11 protein-coding genes, 1 other RNA gene and 1 pseudogene are annotated in these 17508 nt (G+C 43.5%); 5 read left to right on the top strand and 8 right to left on the bottom strand.

Features of this window, described 5'->3' with window-relative positions; translation table 11 throughout:
* Window positions 1-71: 71 nt before the first annotated feature.
* Window positions 72-203, top strand: a pseudogene (locus ACEN2L_RS08795) (hypothetical protein); the annotation flags it as partial.
* Between the two features lie 173 nt (window positions 204-376).
* Here ACEN2L_RS08795 and ACEN2L_RS08790 read toward each other — a convergent pair.
* The 3 genes from ACEN2L_RS08790 to ACEN2L_RS08780 all read right to left on the bottom strand — a co-directional run bounded on the left by ACEN2L_RS08790 (window position 377) and on the right by ACEN2L_RS08780 (window position 1709).
* Window positions 377-823 carry a GAF domain-containing protein gene (locus tag ACEN2L_RS08790; protein WP_441743451.1) on the bottom strand — a complete coding sequence of 149 codons (447 nt, stop codon included), beginning with the start codon at window positions 821-823 and terminating at the stop codon, window positions 377-379.
* A gap of 112 nt (window positions 824-935) precedes the next feature.
* Window positions 936-1262 (bottom strand): RnfH family protein, encoded by a 327-nt coding sequence (locus tag ACEN2L_RS08785; protein ID WP_306022926.1) that lies wholly within the window; start codon window positions 1260-1262, stop codon window positions 936-938.
* A 15-nt stretch (window positions 1263-1277) separates the two neighbouring features.
* Window positions 1278-1709, bottom strand: coding sequence for a type II toxin-antitoxin system RatA family toxin (locus tag ACEN2L_RS08780; protein WP_441743282.1), 432 nt, complete (start codon window positions 1707-1709; stop codon window positions 1278-1280).
* Between the two features lie 126 nt (window positions 1710-1835).
* On the opposite strand from ACEN2L_RS08780, the gene smpB reads away from it, so the two are divergent.
* Together smpB and ACEN2L_RS08770 are read left to right on the top strand one after the other, a co-directional pair.
* Complete coding sequence (smpB, locus tag ACEN2L_RS08775; RefSeq protein ID WP_441743280.1) at window positions 1836-2309, top strand: SsrA-binding protein SmpB; 474 nt, start codon at window positions 1836-1838, stop codon at window positions 2307-2309.
* A gap of 198 nt (window positions 2310-2507) precedes the next feature.
* Window positions 2508-3269, top strand: coding sequence for a hypothetical protein (locus ACEN2L_RS08770; RefSeq protein ID WP_441743279.1), 762 nt, complete (start codon window positions 2508-2510; stop codon window positions 3267-3269).
* A gap of 13 nt (window positions 3270-3282) precedes the next feature.
* Here the strand turns inward: ACEN2L_RS08770 and ACEN2L_RS08765 are convergent, their stop codons facing one another.
* Complete coding sequence (locus ACEN2L_RS08765; RefSeq protein WP_441743277.1) at window positions 3283-4521, bottom strand: NADH:flavin oxidoreductase/NADH oxidase family protein; 1239 nt, start codon at window positions 4519-4521, stop codon at window positions 3283-3285.
* Window positions 4522-4741: 220 nt separating this feature from the next.
* On the opposite strand from ACEN2L_RS08765, the gene ssrA reads away from it, so the two are divergent.
* Both ssrA and ACEN2L_RS08755 read left to right on the top strand, forming a co-directional pair.
* Window positions 4742-5098: a transfer-messenger RNA gene (gene ssrA / locus ACEN2L_RS08760) on the top strand.
* Between the two features lie 699 nt (window positions 5099-5797).
* Window positions 5798-7438: an FMN-binding glutamate synthase family protein gene (locus tag ACEN2L_RS08755; protein ID WP_441743275.1), complete on the top strand. Its 1641-nt coding sequence runs from the start codon at window positions 5798-5800 to the stop codon at window positions 7436-7438.
* Window positions 7439-7608: 170 nt separating this feature from the next.
* On the opposite strand, the gene ACEN2L_RS08750 is transcribed toward ACEN2L_RS08755, so the two are convergent.
* The 4 genes from ACEN2L_RS08750 to ACEN2L_RS08735 form a co-directional block, all read right to left on the bottom strand.
* Window positions 7609-8151, bottom strand: a complete 543-nt coding sequence (locus ACEN2L_RS08750; protein ID WP_441743274.1) for a redoxin domain-containing protein — start codon at window positions 8149-8151, stop codon at window positions 7609-7611.
* A gap of 349 nt (window positions 8152-8500) precedes the next feature.
* A complete protein-coding gene (locus ACEN2L_RS08745; protein WP_441743273.1) occupies window positions 8501-13003 on the bottom strand; it encodes a PAS domain S-box protein in 4503 nt (1500 codons plus the stop codon).
* 198 nt (window positions 13004-13201) lie between these two features.
* On the bottom strand, window positions 13202-16285 hold the full coding sequence (locus ACEN2L_RS08740; protein ID WP_441743271.1) for an efflux RND transporter permease subunit: 3084 nt from the start codon (window positions 16283-16285) through the stop codon (window positions 13202-13204).
* The gene (locus ACEN2L_RS08735) at window positions 16282-17508 is read right to left on the bottom strand and encodes an efflux RND transporter periplasmic adaptor subunit (RefSeq protein ID WP_441743269.1); all 1227 of its coding nucleotides are present in this window, start codon (window positions 17506-17508) and stop codon (window positions 16282-16284) included. Before ACEN2L_RS08735 ends, ACEN2L_RS08740 begins: the two co-directional genes overlap by 4 nt.

Below are 17508 nucleotides of genomic sequence, written 5' to 3'. Positions count from 1 at the left end.
AATCAGAAAAACGCGGTTTAGCCACTTTGCCCCTTCGCTGCTCGTTTTGACGGCAGCAACAGGCCAATAACAATGGCGAGTGGTTTACTTCGCATAAGCATGAGTATGAAGACAAAGTTCGCCCTCGAGCGCTTGAATATATCGAAACAATTGAGCCTTGGAGTCGCATGTTTCACCACACGACGACGCCTCTGCAAAAATAGGCATTGTTAGTGGCTTACTCTGATCGAAAAAATAAAACGCGAAGATTTAATATCCCTTTTTCATTTACCAGAGTCAGCACTTTACCGAGATGATGTTTGACAACGTATTGCGAGGCTGTTTGGTAGAGCACAACCCTTGCAAAATTTTTGTGTGAAGCGCTAAGATAGCGATGCTAGGGGTGCTTAGCGCGTTCAACTTCTCTTTGTTCGATTTCAAATATAACCATGTTGGCAAACTCTTGCAGCATGTCTAAGTCAGCGTCGCTTAATACACGTGGCTGGTCATCAATAAGACATAAGGTGCCAATGGCATATTCGCCAAATATAATCAGCGGCACCCCAGCATAAAAACGCACATAGGGTTCGTTGAGTACTAAAGGGTTATCAAAAAAACGTTCATCTGCTAGCGCATTAGGTACATAAAAAATGTTGTTATAGTTGATGGCGTGACCACAGAAAGAGATGTCTCTGCTCGTTTCACTTAACTCGATACCCTGACAAGATTTAAACCATTGGCGTTCTTTGTCGATAATAGTCACCAAAACATAACTCACATCAAAGTACTTTTTGACTTTCTTAGTAATATAGTCAAAACGCGCTTCTGGGGCAGTATCAAGAATATCTAACTTATATAGGGCTAGCAGTCTGTCAGTTTCATTTTTTGGAAAATCTGGAAATTTAATACCTACCTCAATTTAATCCTTAGGATTAATAATCAGTCAACATGGCTATCTATAATTTAGCCCCAGTGATCTTGTTTGCTCTGCCCTCTTCCTTGGCCTTTTCAGCCCGCAGCCTGCGTGCTTCTTTGGGATCAGCAATTAGGGGACGGTATATTTCAATTCTATCACCCTGCTTAGGCAAATCAGAAAGTTTACACGTGCGGTTCCAGATACCCACTTTTTGCACGTCTAGATCAATATCAGGAAAGCGCGATAAAATTCCAGACGCCTTAATCGCTTGTTCAACCGTTGTATCGCGCTCAATTACCACTTCAAGCAAAGCTTGTTTTGCTGGGGTTGCGTAGGCCACTTCAACTGAAAATTGGTGTTCGGTCATATTTTTATTTCTCTTCTACGCGCAGATCTTCTTGGCTCGCTCGGTGAACGCCACCACCATATTGCTGGCAATAGAATTAAAGACCTTACCAAAAGCAAACTCAACAATTTTACTGGAAAACGAAAAATCTAGGTTCAATTCAATTTTACAAGCACTGGGGCTCAAAGAAGTAATTGTCCAACCACCGCTTAATTTTGAAAACGGACCGTCAACTAAGTTCATTTGAATTGCTTGCCCACGAATTAAAGTATTTTCGGTAGTAAACCACTGTTTCACTCCCGCCTTTGAAATCAATATAGACGCTCGCATGCTGTCTTCATCTTGCCGCAACACTTCGGTTTTGGCACAACCGGGAATAAACTCTGGATATTTATCGACATCATTTATTAAATCAAACATAGATTCAGCACTATAAGCGACTAAGGCACTGCGCGACACGTTTGGCATTAATTCCCCACTATCATTACCAAAGTTGAAAACTGCATAAGGCTAACATATTTTACGCTAACACGTTCAATTTCAATGATTTTAGTTGTGTGCGACTGGACATGCTTTATAATGCCCGACATGAATATGAAGAAGTCCAAACCAAACAATAAACCTACCATTGCGCTAAATAAAAAAGCGCGTCATGAATACCACTTGCAAGACAAAATCGAAGCAGGACTGGAATTACAGGGATGGGAAGTAAAAAGCATTCGCTCTGGTAAAATTAATATTACCGAGAGCTTTGTGTCGATTGAAAAAGGTGAAGCCTTTGTTTTAGGCACGACCATTCAACCTCTAAATCAAGCGTCGACTCACGTTGTCTGTGATCCAACCCGGAAGCGTAAGTTGCTCATTAAACGTCGTGAACTGGATAAACTTATCGGCTCTGTAGAACGTCAAGGTTACTCTATTATTCCAACTGCCATGTATTGGAGTAAAAATTGGGTAAAACTTGAAATTTATTTGGCGAAGGGTAAGCAGGAACACGACAAACGGGATTCGATTAAAGACCGTGATTGGGCCCGCGATAAAGAACGTATGATGAAACATAAGGTCTAATAAACCTGTATGTATCTAACCGAAGCCGAGCATTGTCCTCGGCTTTTTTATTGCGTTAAGCTTGTCGCGTATTTCAATAACCATGAACAGGACGGCGCTTTGCTCAGCTTCTTATGAAGGGAAAGAGTCGCTAATAGCTTGTCTATAGGGTGCGCTTCAGTTATCTCAACTCCATTAACGCACCAGGAATTAAGTACTATGTTTAGTCACGCAATCGCTCGCAAACCCTGTCGTTCCATGGTCAAAGGAATAACCTCAGCCAAACGTGGAAAGCCCAATTTTGAGATAGCCTGTGAGCAACACGATGATTACATATTGGCACTACAAGAATGTGGTTTAAGCGTCACAGTGCTTGATGCATTAGAAGCCTTTCCAGACTCCTGTTTTGTTGAGGATGTCGCGTTGTTTACACCTATAGGGGCTATTTTAACCCATCCTGGCACGTCCAGCCGACAAGGTGAAGTAAAGTTCATCACTGAAGTAGTGAACCAATTTTATCCTTGTCCAGATATCATTGATGCCCCCGGCCACCTAGAAGCTGGTGACATCATGATGGTTGGAGGACATTTTTATATTGGTTTGTCTGGCCGTACCAATCGCCAAGGTGCACAACAATTGATTCACTTGTTAGCTAAACAAGGTTTGTCTGGTTCAATGGTGAACATGTCAGGGTTGCCGCACCTAAAAAGGTCTTTAAGTTATTTAGAAAATAACAATTTACTGACCTTCGGAGAGATGCATCACCATGCCGATTTTAGTGACTACAACCGTATTGAAATGAGTGCCAATGAACGCTATGCCGCGAGTAGCGTGTGGATCAACGGTACAGTGTTAGTGCCTAAAGGATTTCCAGAAGCACTCGCGACCATTCAGTCACTGGGTTATGCCAGTCGTGAAGTAGCAATGTCAGAATTTCAAAAACTCGATGGTGGCCTAAGTGGTTTGTCGTTACGCTTCTAATTTAAGTCATGGACTAATCAAGCTCAGCCGCATGCAGATTTCGGTAGCGCTTAGTCAATTTAGCTAAGCGCAATTGATCGTCTAATAGTGCAAGCCATGCCCAGCTATCTTTTTTAGGAGCCTGACCTTTACTCATTCGCCTAAGCTGTTTTTTGATCAAGGCCATAACAGCAAGCGCACTGAGGGTTTTGTCTTGCCAATTCACTGACGGAATAAAACCAACCCGCTCAGGATGATTAAGCCATTGTTTAGGTAAGTCGGGCGTATAAGCCAAAGCACTTGCCATGCCCACCAGCGCAACGCCACTTTCAATGACTTGTTCGGCAATTTCTAAACGCCTGATCCCGCCTGTTGTCATTATTGGGATCTGACTTTCAAGTGCTATTTTACCGGCAAACTCTAAAAAATAGGCCTCTCGTGCTAAAGTGCGCTCATCCGCGCTACGACCCTGCATGGCTGGCGCTTCGTAACTACCTCCAGACAATTCCACCATGTCAACGCCGTATTCAGTCAACCAATAAACGACTTGCTGGGCATCCTTCACATCAAAGCCACCATGCTGAAAATCTGCTGAATTAAGCTTGACCGCTAAATCAAATTTAATCCCACATGCCACACGCACTTGTTCAACAATGTTCAACAATAATCTAGCTCGATTCTCAAGGCTACCACCCCAACTATCCTGACGTCTATTTGTCAGAGGTGATAAAAACTGTGCCAGTAAATACCCGTGAGCCGCATGCACTTCAACCCCGTCAAAACCAGCCTCCTGGGCTTTTTGAGCAGTAGTAACAAAGCGCTTGATCACATCTTGTATTTCCTGTTCATTCATCGCTTTTGGCGGAGCAAACAAAGCGGAATGTTTGCCTAGATTTAAGGCCACATCTGAAGATGATAATACCTTACCTCCCATGCGTTTATAGACTTGGCGCCCAGGGTGGTTTATTTGCATCCACACCTTGCAATTATGTTGCTGTGCTTGTTTGGCTAATTGACTATAGGGCTCAAGCTCAGTGGACTTTTCTAACACCAAACCACCCGGTCCTGTCATGGCTAATCGATCAACCATCACATTACCAGTGATAATCAAACCCACTCCCCCTCGTGCCCAGGTGCTATATAATTGCATCAAAGGCTCATCAGGCAATTGGTAAACATTTGCTAAATTTTCTTCCATCGCTGCTTTAACTAAGCGATTCTTGAGTTGATTACCGTTTGGCAAGGTAAAAAGGCTGAATACATCTTGCGGCATGTGTGGTTTCCTGGGAGTTAGCACGCTAAAACGTAGGCTAACACAAACTAGATAAAAGCTAATCATGCTCCCTAGGGATGAATGCTTAAAAACGTTATTAACATTACCCACGAACTGTTTAAAAAACAGACGAAAAACAAAGATTTAAAACTTAGCTTGGTACAAACGCCAAGTGCTGTGTTAACATAACAGCGTTGGCAGTTTGCAGCCAACACACTCTGGGGCTGATTTTGGATTCGACAGGATGCTTGAGGCTTTAGGTGCATGCAGAGGAGCGGTTTGCCTCTATAAAAGCCGCAAACAAATAGTCGCAAACGACGAAAACTACGCTCTAGCCGCTTAATAACCGGCTGAGCCCTTCCACTCATACTCTTTCTGCTAGTAGAGGTTCGGAAGGTCATCCCAGCAGAATAGCGAGGGAACCTTGTCTAAGGGTGAACCGCGAAACAGTATTAGGCCAGCTATGAGAAATCCTGTTTGTCGGAGTTCAAAATAGTTAAATAAATGACAAAATAAGCATGTAGTACCGACGGTTGATGTATTTTGGACGGGGGTTCAAATCCCCCCAGCTCCACCAAATACAATAAAAAGGCTCATCAGTAATGATGGGCCTTTTTTGTTCGCAAACCCTTAGCGGATGAATAAACAACCCTCGTCCTATTCACTCTCGCGCTAATCTGCAACTCAAAACCACAAGCACGATTATATATCACTCACCACCCACTTATTTATGCTACATTGGGTGGTTGCTTGATATTTCGAGCAATATTTGCCTACCCCACTGAGTGCCACATTATGAGCAAAGAACGCAGTAGTAAAAAAGAATCGAAGAAACAACCTGCTTTATCCCCTAAAGAAAAAAAAGCCGCCAAGCAAGAGAAGAAAACCACCAAAAATATGTTTGATCTGTAATAGTTCTTTAAGTGAAGTCGGCGCAATAAGCTGACTTTACCTAACTCCTTTTCTTTCAAACTTTCCCTTTGAGCTAGCATTTACAAACCATTTATGGGGTTGTCGCTAGGATTTCCCTGCAAAACCTAATTGCGTTCTAGCATTGAAGGTTTAAACAATATTGACTTAGTTTGCCTTGATAACAGTTTATCTTGAACACGGTAATTACGACCCCATTGTAACCTACGACGACATACTCTCTTACCTAATAATGCTCTGTTGTGCGCAGTAAAAGCTGAACTTTTAAGCCCTGTTTAGATACATTAATACTAATTTATGTCTTAATAGGGCATTGAATCTAGTTAGGTTTTGGAATTTTTCTACTATGACCCCAGCACAAATTTTTTTCTGGTTAATGGCATCCTTAGGTAACGCCACAGCACTTTTTACCTATTTAACCTTTTTCAACTTACCGTCTTTGCTGCTAGTACTTTTTATGGCTGCGTTTACTCTAACCGGCTTGTACGATTTGTTTTTTAGCTCCCATACACTTAATCGTTTGTATCCAGTATTGGCGTACTTGCGCTATATGATGGAGTCAATAAGACCTGAAATTCAGCAATACTTTATCGCCACCAATACTGACGAACGGCCCTTTAACCGTGAACAACGGGAGCTCGTTTACCGTCGTGCTAAAAACGTTAACGACACACTACCCTTTGGAACGCAACGAGATTTGATGGAAAACAACTATCTGAGTATTTGGCATTCTATGCACCCTCGAACCGTAAAGGAGCAAAGCAAACGGATCTTGATTGGTAGCTCACAATGCGCATTACCTTATTCTGCATCTTTGTTGAATATCTCAGCCATGAGTTATGGCGCATTGAGCAGCCATGCCATTGAAGCATTGAACCTTGGGGCCAAGTTAGGTGGCTTTGCCCATAACACTGGCGAGGGAGGCGTCAGCCCTTATCATTTAAAACATGGCGGAGATATTATTTGGCAACTCGGTACAGGCTTGTTTGGCTGCCGCACGAAAGATGGCGGCTTTGACGAAGACAAATTCTCTAATATGGCCAATAAACCTGCTATTAAAATGATTGAGATTAAACTGAGTCAAGGTGCTAAACCTGGCCACGGAGGGGTATTGCCTAAAGCCAAAATTAGTGACGAAATTGCACAAATTCGTGGCGTATCACAAGATGAAGACTGCGTATCGCCGCCCATGAACCCTGAATGCCCTACGCCTATTGCGTTAATGGAGTTTGTGGCGCGACTGCGTAAATTAAGTGGCGGCAAACCCATTGGCATTAAATTATGCATAGGGCATCCGGCTGAATTTTTAGCCATTTGTAAAGCCATGGTCAGCACCGGTATTCTTGTTGATTTTATCACTGTCGATGGAGCTGAAGGTGGCACAGGTGCTGCGCCGGTCGAATTTAGCAATCGTTTAGGCATGATGTGTTTAGAAGGGACCTTTATTGCTCACCAAGCCCTTATTGGTGTGGGCTTGCGAGATGAGATACGAATTATCGCCTCTGGTAAAAGTGCCAGTAGCTTTGATATCTTATCCAAGATGGCGATGGGAGCAGACACCGTAAACGCTGCTCGCACTATGATGATGGCCTTGGGTTGTATTCAATCACGGTCGTGTAATACCAATACCTGCCCCACTGGCATTGCAACCCAAGATCCCAAGCGCTCAAAAGCCATTGATATAAAAGCCAAGAGCCTGAGAGTAAAACAATTCCAGCATAATACTTTGCACAGTCTTTATGAGCTTGTGGGTAGTATGGGCTTGGACGATCCGGCGATGTTGTGCCCTAACATGCTCAAACGCCGCACTTCAGAAGGCTTGCTAGAAGCTGCACCGGGTATCGTACCCCCTTTAGACGCCAACCAACTAGTGGACAACCATGCTTCCGGTGTGTGGCAGCGTTGGTGGCACTTAGCTGATCAAGAACAATTTTATGTGCTCGATAACTGCACACCCAAACCGCAAATTGCGGTAGTAAATCTATAAAGAATCATAGGTGGTTGTTTGTTTTCTTTGGCAAAACGTTTCCAGTGGGCATGCCTATTATCAAGCATTACATGGAAGTACCTGATAAAGACTCTAGCAATAGATTATTGTGGTGAATAAATGAGGGCAAGGCGACTGTCTCGCCTTGATTGTGTAGCTACCCTCTATCATTAATAACTATGCGTACCTCGAGTCGGATAGTTATGCTCCATGGCATATTCTAATCCGCTAACAAAACGGTCGATATCCGGGCGAATAAAGGGCGCATTCGCGATCTCTACCATGGTAATTTTGCCCTTTGGATTTACTAAAAATAATGCGGGTTCAGCAAAGAGGTGATCTGTTTCAGTGTTGCTGGTAGGTTCTGAAATATACAGCCCGAGTTTTTTCATATCTTCAACTTGTAGTTCAAGAACAACAGGGAAACTGACGTCCAAGCCTTTGTCTTTAAATTGTGCTAATTGTTGTTTATCGTCAGCCGAAACTGCAACAAGTTCAATATCTAGAGCATTAAAGCGACCGGTAAAAAGGTTGAGTTCATTGAGGTACTTTAAACATATAGGGCAATGCTGACCCCGATAGACCGTCACTAATGTCCATTTTGCGGTAGTCGCTTTATTGTGAACATCCACTAAGGCTTGCTCTCTACCATCTTCTGTTTTTACTTTGATATCGGGAAAGGTTTGACCGGCTTTTAGTATTTGATTTTGCATTTTACCTCCGCTCCAATTGGGCAAGTTTATACCTAATCAATTGGTTTTGTTGGCTTGTAGATTCGATTCCCAGCAGGTTAACTCGGTACTGCTGACTGACTTTGCATATTCACTTAGTAAATCGTATATCGCACAGAAGCTCTATTACAGCTTACACGCTGTGGCTACCCTAGCTGGCTATTGATGAACTTAAATGTATTGCAACAACGCTAAGCGAACAACATGCCAGCTAGTTAAGTAACTGATATGAAATGTTTTTTATCTAGATCAACGCTAAGGAGCTGACGTTAAAAGGCAAAGAAGATGAAAGATATACAGGCGACAAGTAGAAACTTCACAGTAAACATCACTAAGCGTGTAAATGAGAATAAATAACCCGTAAGGTAGTTAATAATGATTTTTTCAGGCTCGGCCACGCTATTGTAATATTATCTATCAGACCTTGAGCACAATCAGCTTCTAAGCGACTCATTTGGTCTGACAAGGCAAGTGAGTTGACATGTGTTGTCAGCTTAGCAAGGCCTGCCATTGTTTGTTTGATGTGTGCCAAGTCCTCATGCTGCATAGCGATATCAGCAGCGTTAATCGCTTCGTCCAGCTCATCCATCAGAGTCGTCAATGCAATCGGCAGCGGCAAGTTTGTTGTTTGTTGTTGCAAAAAAGGCAATAAGGCAAACCAGGCATGTGGATTAGCCGGCAAAGGCAATTGGGCAAAATGCGACCCGGCTCGTTGATGCGTTTTAGGCTCATCAGCATGGGCTTGTTGAAGCTCAACTTTGTGGGCAGCCACTAAAGTTTGTTCTTGCTTGGCCAATCGGGCTTGGCTTAATTGCACCTGCTGCTGTGCGTCTTGCAACGATTTTTCTTTTAGCGCTAATTGAGATTTACTAGCGGTAAGTGCTTGTTCTAATTTTTCTAATTGTTGGCTTAGCTTACTCTGGCTGGAATCTTGTGCATCTAAACTTTGTTTACGGTTATCGTATTCTTGCTGCACCTTGCATAACTCTTTAGTGAGCTCGCCTTGCTTAGATTGTAATTCATTAATACTGTGTTCACTGCCCTGTAAGACTTGTTGCTGCTCAGCCAATTGTTGTTGCAAAGCAAGCTCTTGTTGTTCTTGACGTTGTAAACGAGCAGCTAATTCTTGTGCTTCTTGGCGCGCTTTATTCAGTTCTTCTTGCAGTTTCTGCTCGCCTGATACGGTTTGGCTCACTTGCGATTCGGCTTTTTTAAGTGCGTGAAGGTGCTTATCGAGAGTGTCTTTCATGCTCAGATTCTGCTGCTGTGCGTGGTCTAAAGCCTGTTGTAACTGGTGTTTTTGCTGTTCGATTTCTGCTAAAAACTGACGACGCTCTTCTTCGCTGCCTTGCATTAATTCTTGTTGTTTAGCGGCTCGTTTCTCAACATCGGCTAATTCGACACTTAACTGCTCCACTTGATGCTGTTGTTCTAAGCGCTGACGTTTCTCTGCATCCGCTACCCGTTGTTTTTCATCTAATTTTTGTTGCGTTTTCTGCAGGGCTTGCTGCTTAGCGAAAGCCTCATTTTTAAGTGCTTCTTGCTGTGCTAGCCATTGGCTTTCGCTCTGTTGAATTTGCTGTTGTTGTTGCTCCTCGCGCTTTTTAAGTATGAGCAAGTCTTGTTGCAACTGAGCAAAAATAGCTTGATGCTTGGCTTTATCTTTTATTTCTGCTTCAGTTTGTTGTTTGGCTTCGCTGAGTATGTCTTCACTCTCTTGCAATTTTTGCTGCTTTTGCAGTAGTTCATGTTGCAATTGTTTTTGCTGTTGCTGCCATTGTTGACTAGCCTGCAGCATTTTCTGCTGACGCAACTCAGCCTCACGCTCCATTACTACAAGTTCATTTTGTAAGGTAATCAAAATAGTGTGTTGTTGCTCTTTTTCTGCTTTTTCTCGCAAAGAGGCTTGCTGAGTCTCATCAAGCTGCTGTTGTGTCGCTTTTAGCACGGCCTGTTTGGCTGCTAACTCTTGTTGTAACTGTGAGTGTTGTTGCGCCATATTGCCTTGCTGTTGCTGACTCATTTCTTCAAACTTTTCCATCTCATGTTGCAAATGCTCTATGTGACGGGCCTTACTCGACAATTCGGTTTGCGCACTGTGACAGGCAAATTCCAGCTCGCGACGCTCCTGCTCGGCTTGTGCACTGGCTTTACGCTGGTTAATCAACGATTCACGCAACTTTTCTGTTGCGCGCCCCGAGCTACTTAACTGCGACTGCAGGGTATTGATTTGACTACTCACATCTGAAATTTGTTTGTCTTTATCAATAATAGAGGCTTTTAGTACGTCGATTTGAGTCGCAAAATCGTGCATTTTTTGCTGCTGCACTTGTTGTTCGTGTTGCAAGGACTGGGTAGTTTGCTCACTTTTGGCTAATTGATTTTGCACGTTTGTATATTTGCGTTCAGAGTACTGCAAGGCATCAGCTATTTGATTGCGCTGCTCTTGTAACCCGCGCACTTTAACTACTGAACTTTCTAATTGCTTGCTCAACGCTTCGTTTTCATCTTGGCTATGGGCAAGCTTTTCACGGCTGCTTTGATACGCTTGCTGCAACTGCTCGATTTGTTGATTACTATCTTGATGAGCTTGCTCTAAATCAGAAATCGTATTTTGTTTTACAGTTAAATCTATTTGCGCTGCTTGCAACTGGGTTTGTGTTTCGGCCAAGTTTTTAGCTTTGTTTGCCAGCAGATCTTGGCTGCTTTCTAATAGTTGCTGCTTTTCAGCCACTTTACGCTCCGCAGCCTGATGCAAATTAATCGCTTCTAAGCGTGCCCGTTCTGCCTCTTTAATGGCGCGGAAATCTTTCCAAATACATAATACTTGTACGCAAACATTTGCCTTTAAAATAGGCACCAGCTCGAGCTGGCAAGGCTGGGTTAGCTGGTTTATTTGGTGCTCCCATAACAGCGACTGCTTTTTCCCACTTTGTCTCACCTTAGTGATGGTTTGCGCTAGGGTTCTCGCCAATTCAATGTTTTGATTAAAGCGTTCATCACAGGGCGAAAGTGCCAGTAGCTGCTGTGGTTCTTGTACCGCAAAAAAGTCAGCGGCGGCTTGATTCGCTTTAATAAAACTCAATTCGTCCAATAAGGCCATGGGCTCGTTACAATCAGAAAAAATACGCTCAAAGCGCTGAGTTTGATACAGCTGCTCTGACGTATCGCTAATCCAACAAAGGTGCTCTTTGAGCTCTTTATCAAAGACATCAATGGTAATTGCACTGGGCAACGAAGCGCCATTTTTACCGCTTAAATTTGCCTGATATTGATGTAGTCGCCCTTCTTTTTGCAGAATTTTTACCGCAGTTGCTGCAGAGCTTGGTTCGGTAAACAATTGATATAGATTGCTTTTTTTCAAATCTTTAGGGCTTGTACCCAAGCGTTTTACCAGAGTGTCATTCGCCTCTAGTATGTTGTCGTTGCTGTCGGTAATTGCAATAGACAAGGGCGCTAAGTTGAGCAAGTCTGTGAACCGTTTGCAGGCTTTGTCGGCAGTTAATTTAGTGTTTCTAAGCTCGGTGACATCTTCAAATATTCCTAACATACCGGCTTTATTGCCTTGTTTATCAGCGTAGTGTTTAAGGCTAAAGCGCAGGTACCGGACGTGATTATCGAGTGTCCTTAGGGTGAATTCTTTACTTTGACCGACTCGAGAAAAAGGGCTATCGCACTGTGCAGTTGGATGCAGTTGGCGGATATCTTCAGGTAAAAAATCCAGCTCGTGAACAAAGCGTGATTTGACTTTATTCTGATGGGTTTTAAACAGACTCTCAAAGGCCGCATTACACGAGAGTATTTGCCCCGACACATCGAGTAAATACATGCCATTGCGAGTAGAATTAAACACGGCTTGAGATAAATGTAAGCTGACCTCTGCCTGTTTAGTTTGCTCTGCAAGTTCAGATAGGTTTTGTACGATAAGTTCAACAAGAACAGGCTCACCTGTCACAGATCGGCTAATAACCAAAACAAAAACTTGCGTTAGAATTGGCTGTGATGCGCCACTAAACTGGCAACGAAAATCGCTCTGCTCTTGGCTTTTTATTCGCTCAATGGCTTGATTAAATTCATAGCGATCAGTGGATTGAATAAGTGAATTAAACTCGCTCAACTCACCGCTAAGTGCTGCATGCTCATTTTGTAATAGGGCAGCAAACTCAACATCCCCATGATAGGTTTTTTTAGTTAAATCTAGGCTTACTCGAGCCAACTTTGTTAGAGACAATCGAGCGTCAAATTGTGTAAGTTGCTTAGCTTGTTGGTCAATTTTGAGTTGGTAGTTAGTGATGTCGGTTAGAGAAACGATATAACAAACCGAGGCTGAGAAGTCTGCTGGACGGTTTATAACGATGGCTACATGCCTATTTCGTTCAAACACTTGCACTTTGTCATGCGTAGTTTGGCCGAACAGTTGCATTAACTTAGCTTGGTTTTGTTGGTTAAAGCAGTCATTAAGATCAGTATGTAGGATGTCGTCGCTACTTTTTCCCAGTAAATAACATGCTGCCTGATTCAGGAAAACAATGCGTTTGTTTTTATCAAGGTGAACCATGCCTTCATTAAAATTATCCATTAACGCCAGAGTCTGTGTTAGCGTTTGGCGTTGTTGCGCCCAAAGGTTGCGCTGCACTCGAAGTTTAATTTTTAACATCAAAACCAAATATAGCACCACAACAAATAGCCCAGCCCATGTGTATAAAGCGAGTTCAAATTGCTTAGTAGGAAGAGTTTGTAGCGGTTGAACAAGGGCAAAGCTAGCATGACTGAACAACATAAATGCGGCGCACACTAACTGCGTACCTCGCTTTTTGATAACCGCCTGTGGCATACCGCTTCCTATTCTGACTTGAACCATCCGCCAGACTACGCCCAACAACCTCAATATGAAGTATTGAATATGGGAAAAAGGTATGAGCTTAAATACACAAGGAAGACAGTAAAGCAAAGAATCGATGGGTCTCAAGACATAAACAGGCACCGACTAACGCACCTGTTTATTTGGTATTAGGCATAAAAAAGGCTTAGTCTACGCCACTGATTTTTTTAGCTTCTCTAACAATACGTAATTTACCGGTACCATTAATAAGGTGATAAAAGTCGCAAAAATAATACCAAAGCCCAAAGAAACCGCCATCGGAATTAAAAATTGAGCTTGGGTAGCTTTTTCAAATAACAGGGGCATTAGACCAATAAACGTGGTCAAGCTAGTGAGCATAATTGGCCTAAATCTAACAACACCTGCTGACGCAACCGCCTCCATCAGAGGCAATCCTTCACTGCGTTTTTTATTGATAAAATCAACTAACACTAAAGAGTCATTAACCACTACGCCAATGAGAGCCAACATGCCAAGCAAACTCATGATGGTTAAGTCCATGCCCATGATCCAATGTCCCATCACGGCTCCGATCATGCCAAAAGGAATAACACTCATCACAATAATCGGTTGCCAGTAAGATTTAAGCGGAATAGCTAACAAACCATAGATAATAAAAAACACAAACACTAAGGCCCAAGCTAATGATCCAAAAGACTCCGCTTGCTCTTTTGCTTCGCCCTCCATGGTATAGCGCACCCCAGGATATTGATTCATTACTTCATCGAGGTAAGCTTTTAAGTCAGCTTGCAAGACCGTCATATTAGTCTTACTTTTTTCGATATCCGCACTCACGTTTAGGGTCCTAAAACGGTCGACTCTTAAGATACTGGAAGGACTCTGGCCAGGAATAAGTTTGGCAACATGTGACAGCGGCACACTGCTACCTGTGGGCGTAGCAATTAACATATCTTGTAAGTCTGATAAAGAGCGGCGCTCTTCGATGGGCAGACGCACCATCACACGAACGTCATCTCGGCCACGTTGGATGCGTTGTACCTGAGCACCAAAAAACGAGTTACGAATTTGCGTTGATACTTGTACTCGGTTCAACCCCAAGGCAAGGCCTTGTTCGCTTAATTCAATTTGCAGCTCTTGTTTACCGTCAGACATGCTATCAGCAATATCAAATACCGTAGGATAAGTGGCTAATCGCGCTTTTATTAACTGAGCCACTTCTTGTAGCGTATCGAGGCTGTTGGCACTTAATTGAATATCAATAGGATCAGAGCTACGGCCTATTTCAGCGCGATAGGTTAGGCTTTCTGCTCCTGGAATATCCCCTATCATATCGCGCCACTGTGCAACTAATTGCTGGGACGTAACAGCAGATTCACGCTTTTCAGCAGGGGTAATTTCAAAACGCACCTGGCCAGAATTAGACGCGCCACCTCTACCGCCAGTGGTCGCTAGTATATTTAAAATCACGCTTTCGTTAGTATCTGCATCGCGATACTTGTCTTGCAAAATACGAGCTTTGTCAGCCATAGCAATCACGTGATTATTGGTGACATCAAAGGGAGTACCGGTGGGAAGCGTTAAACTCACTCGTACTGTTTCACTGGGTATGCGTGGAAAAAATACAAATTTGGTCCAGCCGCTCATGATAAGGGCTAAAATGATGACAAAGGTGCCAATAAATAAACTTAAGGTGGTGACTTTATTATTCAGTACTCGCTTTAATACCGGCTTATAGTACTTGAGGATCGCCCGTTCAAAACCATCAGCAAAGCGTTGTTGCAGTTGCTCTATCTTTGAGGGATGACCTTTTTGATCGCGCAATTTGAGGTACTTTAAGTGTGCGGGTAACACAAACTTTGATTCAATCAGTGAAAATAGCAGCACAGGAATAACCACCACTGGAAGCTGAGCGAACAAGGCACCGCGCGCCCCTTCAATGAAAGCAAGGGGTAAAAACGCAGCTACGGTGGTCAATACACCAAACGTCACCGGCGTAGCAACTTCAAGAGTGCCCTTAATTGCGGCTTCTTCACCTGATTTAGCCGTTTTTAAGTGGGTATACACATTTTCGCCCGTGACAATGGCATCATCAACCACTATCCCTAGCACTAAAATAAAGCCGAACAAACTCATAACATTAAGGGTGACACCAAATAATGGCATAGCCAAAAACGCGCCCATGAAAGACACTGGAATGCCGATAAAGACCCAAAACGCGATAGCGGGACGTAAAAACAAGGTTAATAACGCCAGTACCAATACGCCGCCTTGCAGAGCATTGGTGGTTAAGGTAGCCAGGCGACTTTTCACTAATTCGGAGTCATCATCCCAGTAACTCAGCTCAAAGCCTTGGGGCAGATTTTCTTGCTGCTGTTCAATGAACTTTTTTACTTCATCGGCCACCGTAATAGCGCTTTGTGGACCGATGCGATAAATATCCAAAAATGCAGCTTGTTTACCATTAAAACGAGTGCGCACGGGGGTTTCTTCAAAATCATCACTGATTTGAGCAATATCACCTAAGCGAATAATAGTGCCGTCGGTCTGATTTTTTATCACGATGTTGGCAAATTCATTTTTACGATAGGCTTGGCCCTTACTGCGGATCAACACATCTCCACCGTCGGTTTTTAAATTGCCCGCTGAAACATCACTACTGAAACTGGCAATGGCACTTGAAACTCCAGCTAAGGTAAGATTGTATTGGCGCAATGTGTCTTGGCTAATTTGAATGGCAATCTCGTAATCACGCACACCGCTTAGCTCCACTTGGGTAACATTCGGTAAAGAAAGCAGTTGATCACGCACATGCTCAGCAAATTCACGGGTTTCTTTTTCACCGTAATCACTGGCTACCGTTACCGCCATCACTTCACGTTTACGTTGAGCTAAGGCCACCACCGGCTTTTCTGCGTCCACAGGAAAGGTATTTATGGCATCAACACGGCTTTTAATATCAGCGAGTTGCTCACGGGGATCATAGCCATTTTCTAATTCGATAACGACCGACGCAGAGCCCTCTGACGAACTGCTGGTAATATGCTTAATACCTTCTAAATCTTGTACCGCCTCTTCGATTCGAATCGCTACGCCTTTTTCAACATCTTCGGGGGTTGAACCGCGTAACGACACCGACACACTAATGGTGTCTGCTTCAAAAGAAGGAAAAACTTCAAGTGGGATCTTAGTGGATAAGGAAAACAAGCCGGCCAATACAATACTGATTAATAATAGGTTGGCCGCAACATGATTTTTAGCGAACCAAGCTATCATGCAGTGGCTCCTTTATTGTCAGCAGTAAGTGCTTTATTTTCTCTCGTAGGTTTATCTTTCGTTTCACCTTTGATACTCACCGCAGTGCCTGAGCTCACTTGTCCTAGCGGCGTTAACACCAGTTGCTGCCCAGCTTCTAAGCCTTTAGCAATAATGCTTTGACGGCTATTTTGCCAACGGATCTCGATGTCTTTACGTTTTAGAACGCCGTCCTCAACAATGTAAACGTAACTTCCTTGATATATCGTTGAATTAGGGATAACGAGGACGTCTTGTAAGTTGCGCCCTGCTATTTTAGCGTTGACATATTGGCCTATTTTAATGGGATATCTGTTGGTTGCGGTTGCTTTATAGGGGTCGTTAATTTGTGCAACCACATATAATTGCTGGGCATTGGCATCGATAGCACCTTCGGTACGCACTAAGCTGCCGACCCAAGCTTGTTGCCCCACAAGATCAGACTGAAATTCAACCATTGCGCCGCTCGAAGCCAAACCTGCATCACGAAACTGCTCAGGTAGTTCAAGCAGTTCCAAATCTTTGTTTCTAACAGGTAAACGAATTTCTACCTTATCGGTGGCGAAAATCTCAGCCAGTTCGCTGTTATTTGCCACAACTTGGCCAATATCCACATTTTTAGTTAACACTCTGCCGGCGTAAGGCGCTTTTACTTGCGTGCGCTCTAAATTAAGTTGCGCTTTATCGAGGGCTGCTTGGGCAGAAAGCACACTGGCTTTTGCCGCTTCAAGCTGCGGTTTACGCAACACTAAACTGCTGGCCTCTTGGCCATTGCCCAATCGTTGCCAATCCGTTATCGCTTGCTTGGCTCGCGCCTGCTCTTCCAACAAACTTTGCTCAGCTAATAATATATTGGCTTGCGCGGTTTTGACATCGGCGAGATGATCACGGTCATCAATTTGCACAAGCACGTCATCTTTACTAAAGAATCCCCCTTCGCGAAATTGAGCTGATATTTGAGTAATTTGCCCCGAAACCTGGGCCACTAAGTTGCTTTGAGTGCGCGGTTTAACAATACCGTAACTGTCTACTTGCACCTGATATGATTGAGCTTGCAGTGTGTGAGTTTCTACCACTATTTTGGCTGTCTTGGGCGTAAAGCCACGCTGAGCCTCGGGGGGATTACCCATAATAAATTGAAACAACACCACCGTCGCAACTAGGATTAGCGCGGGGATGACTCGTTTAGTTATTTTAGAACTCAT

The organism is Flavobacterium sp. W21_SRS_FM6 (assembly GCF_052119645.1).
Taxonomy (GTDB): Bacteria; Pseudomonadota; Gammaproteobacteria; order Enterobacterales; family Alteromonadaceae; genus Paraglaciecola.
The sequence above is the reverse complement of the archived record's forward strand: the minus strand, read 5'-3'. Positions and strand labels throughout refer to the sequence as shown.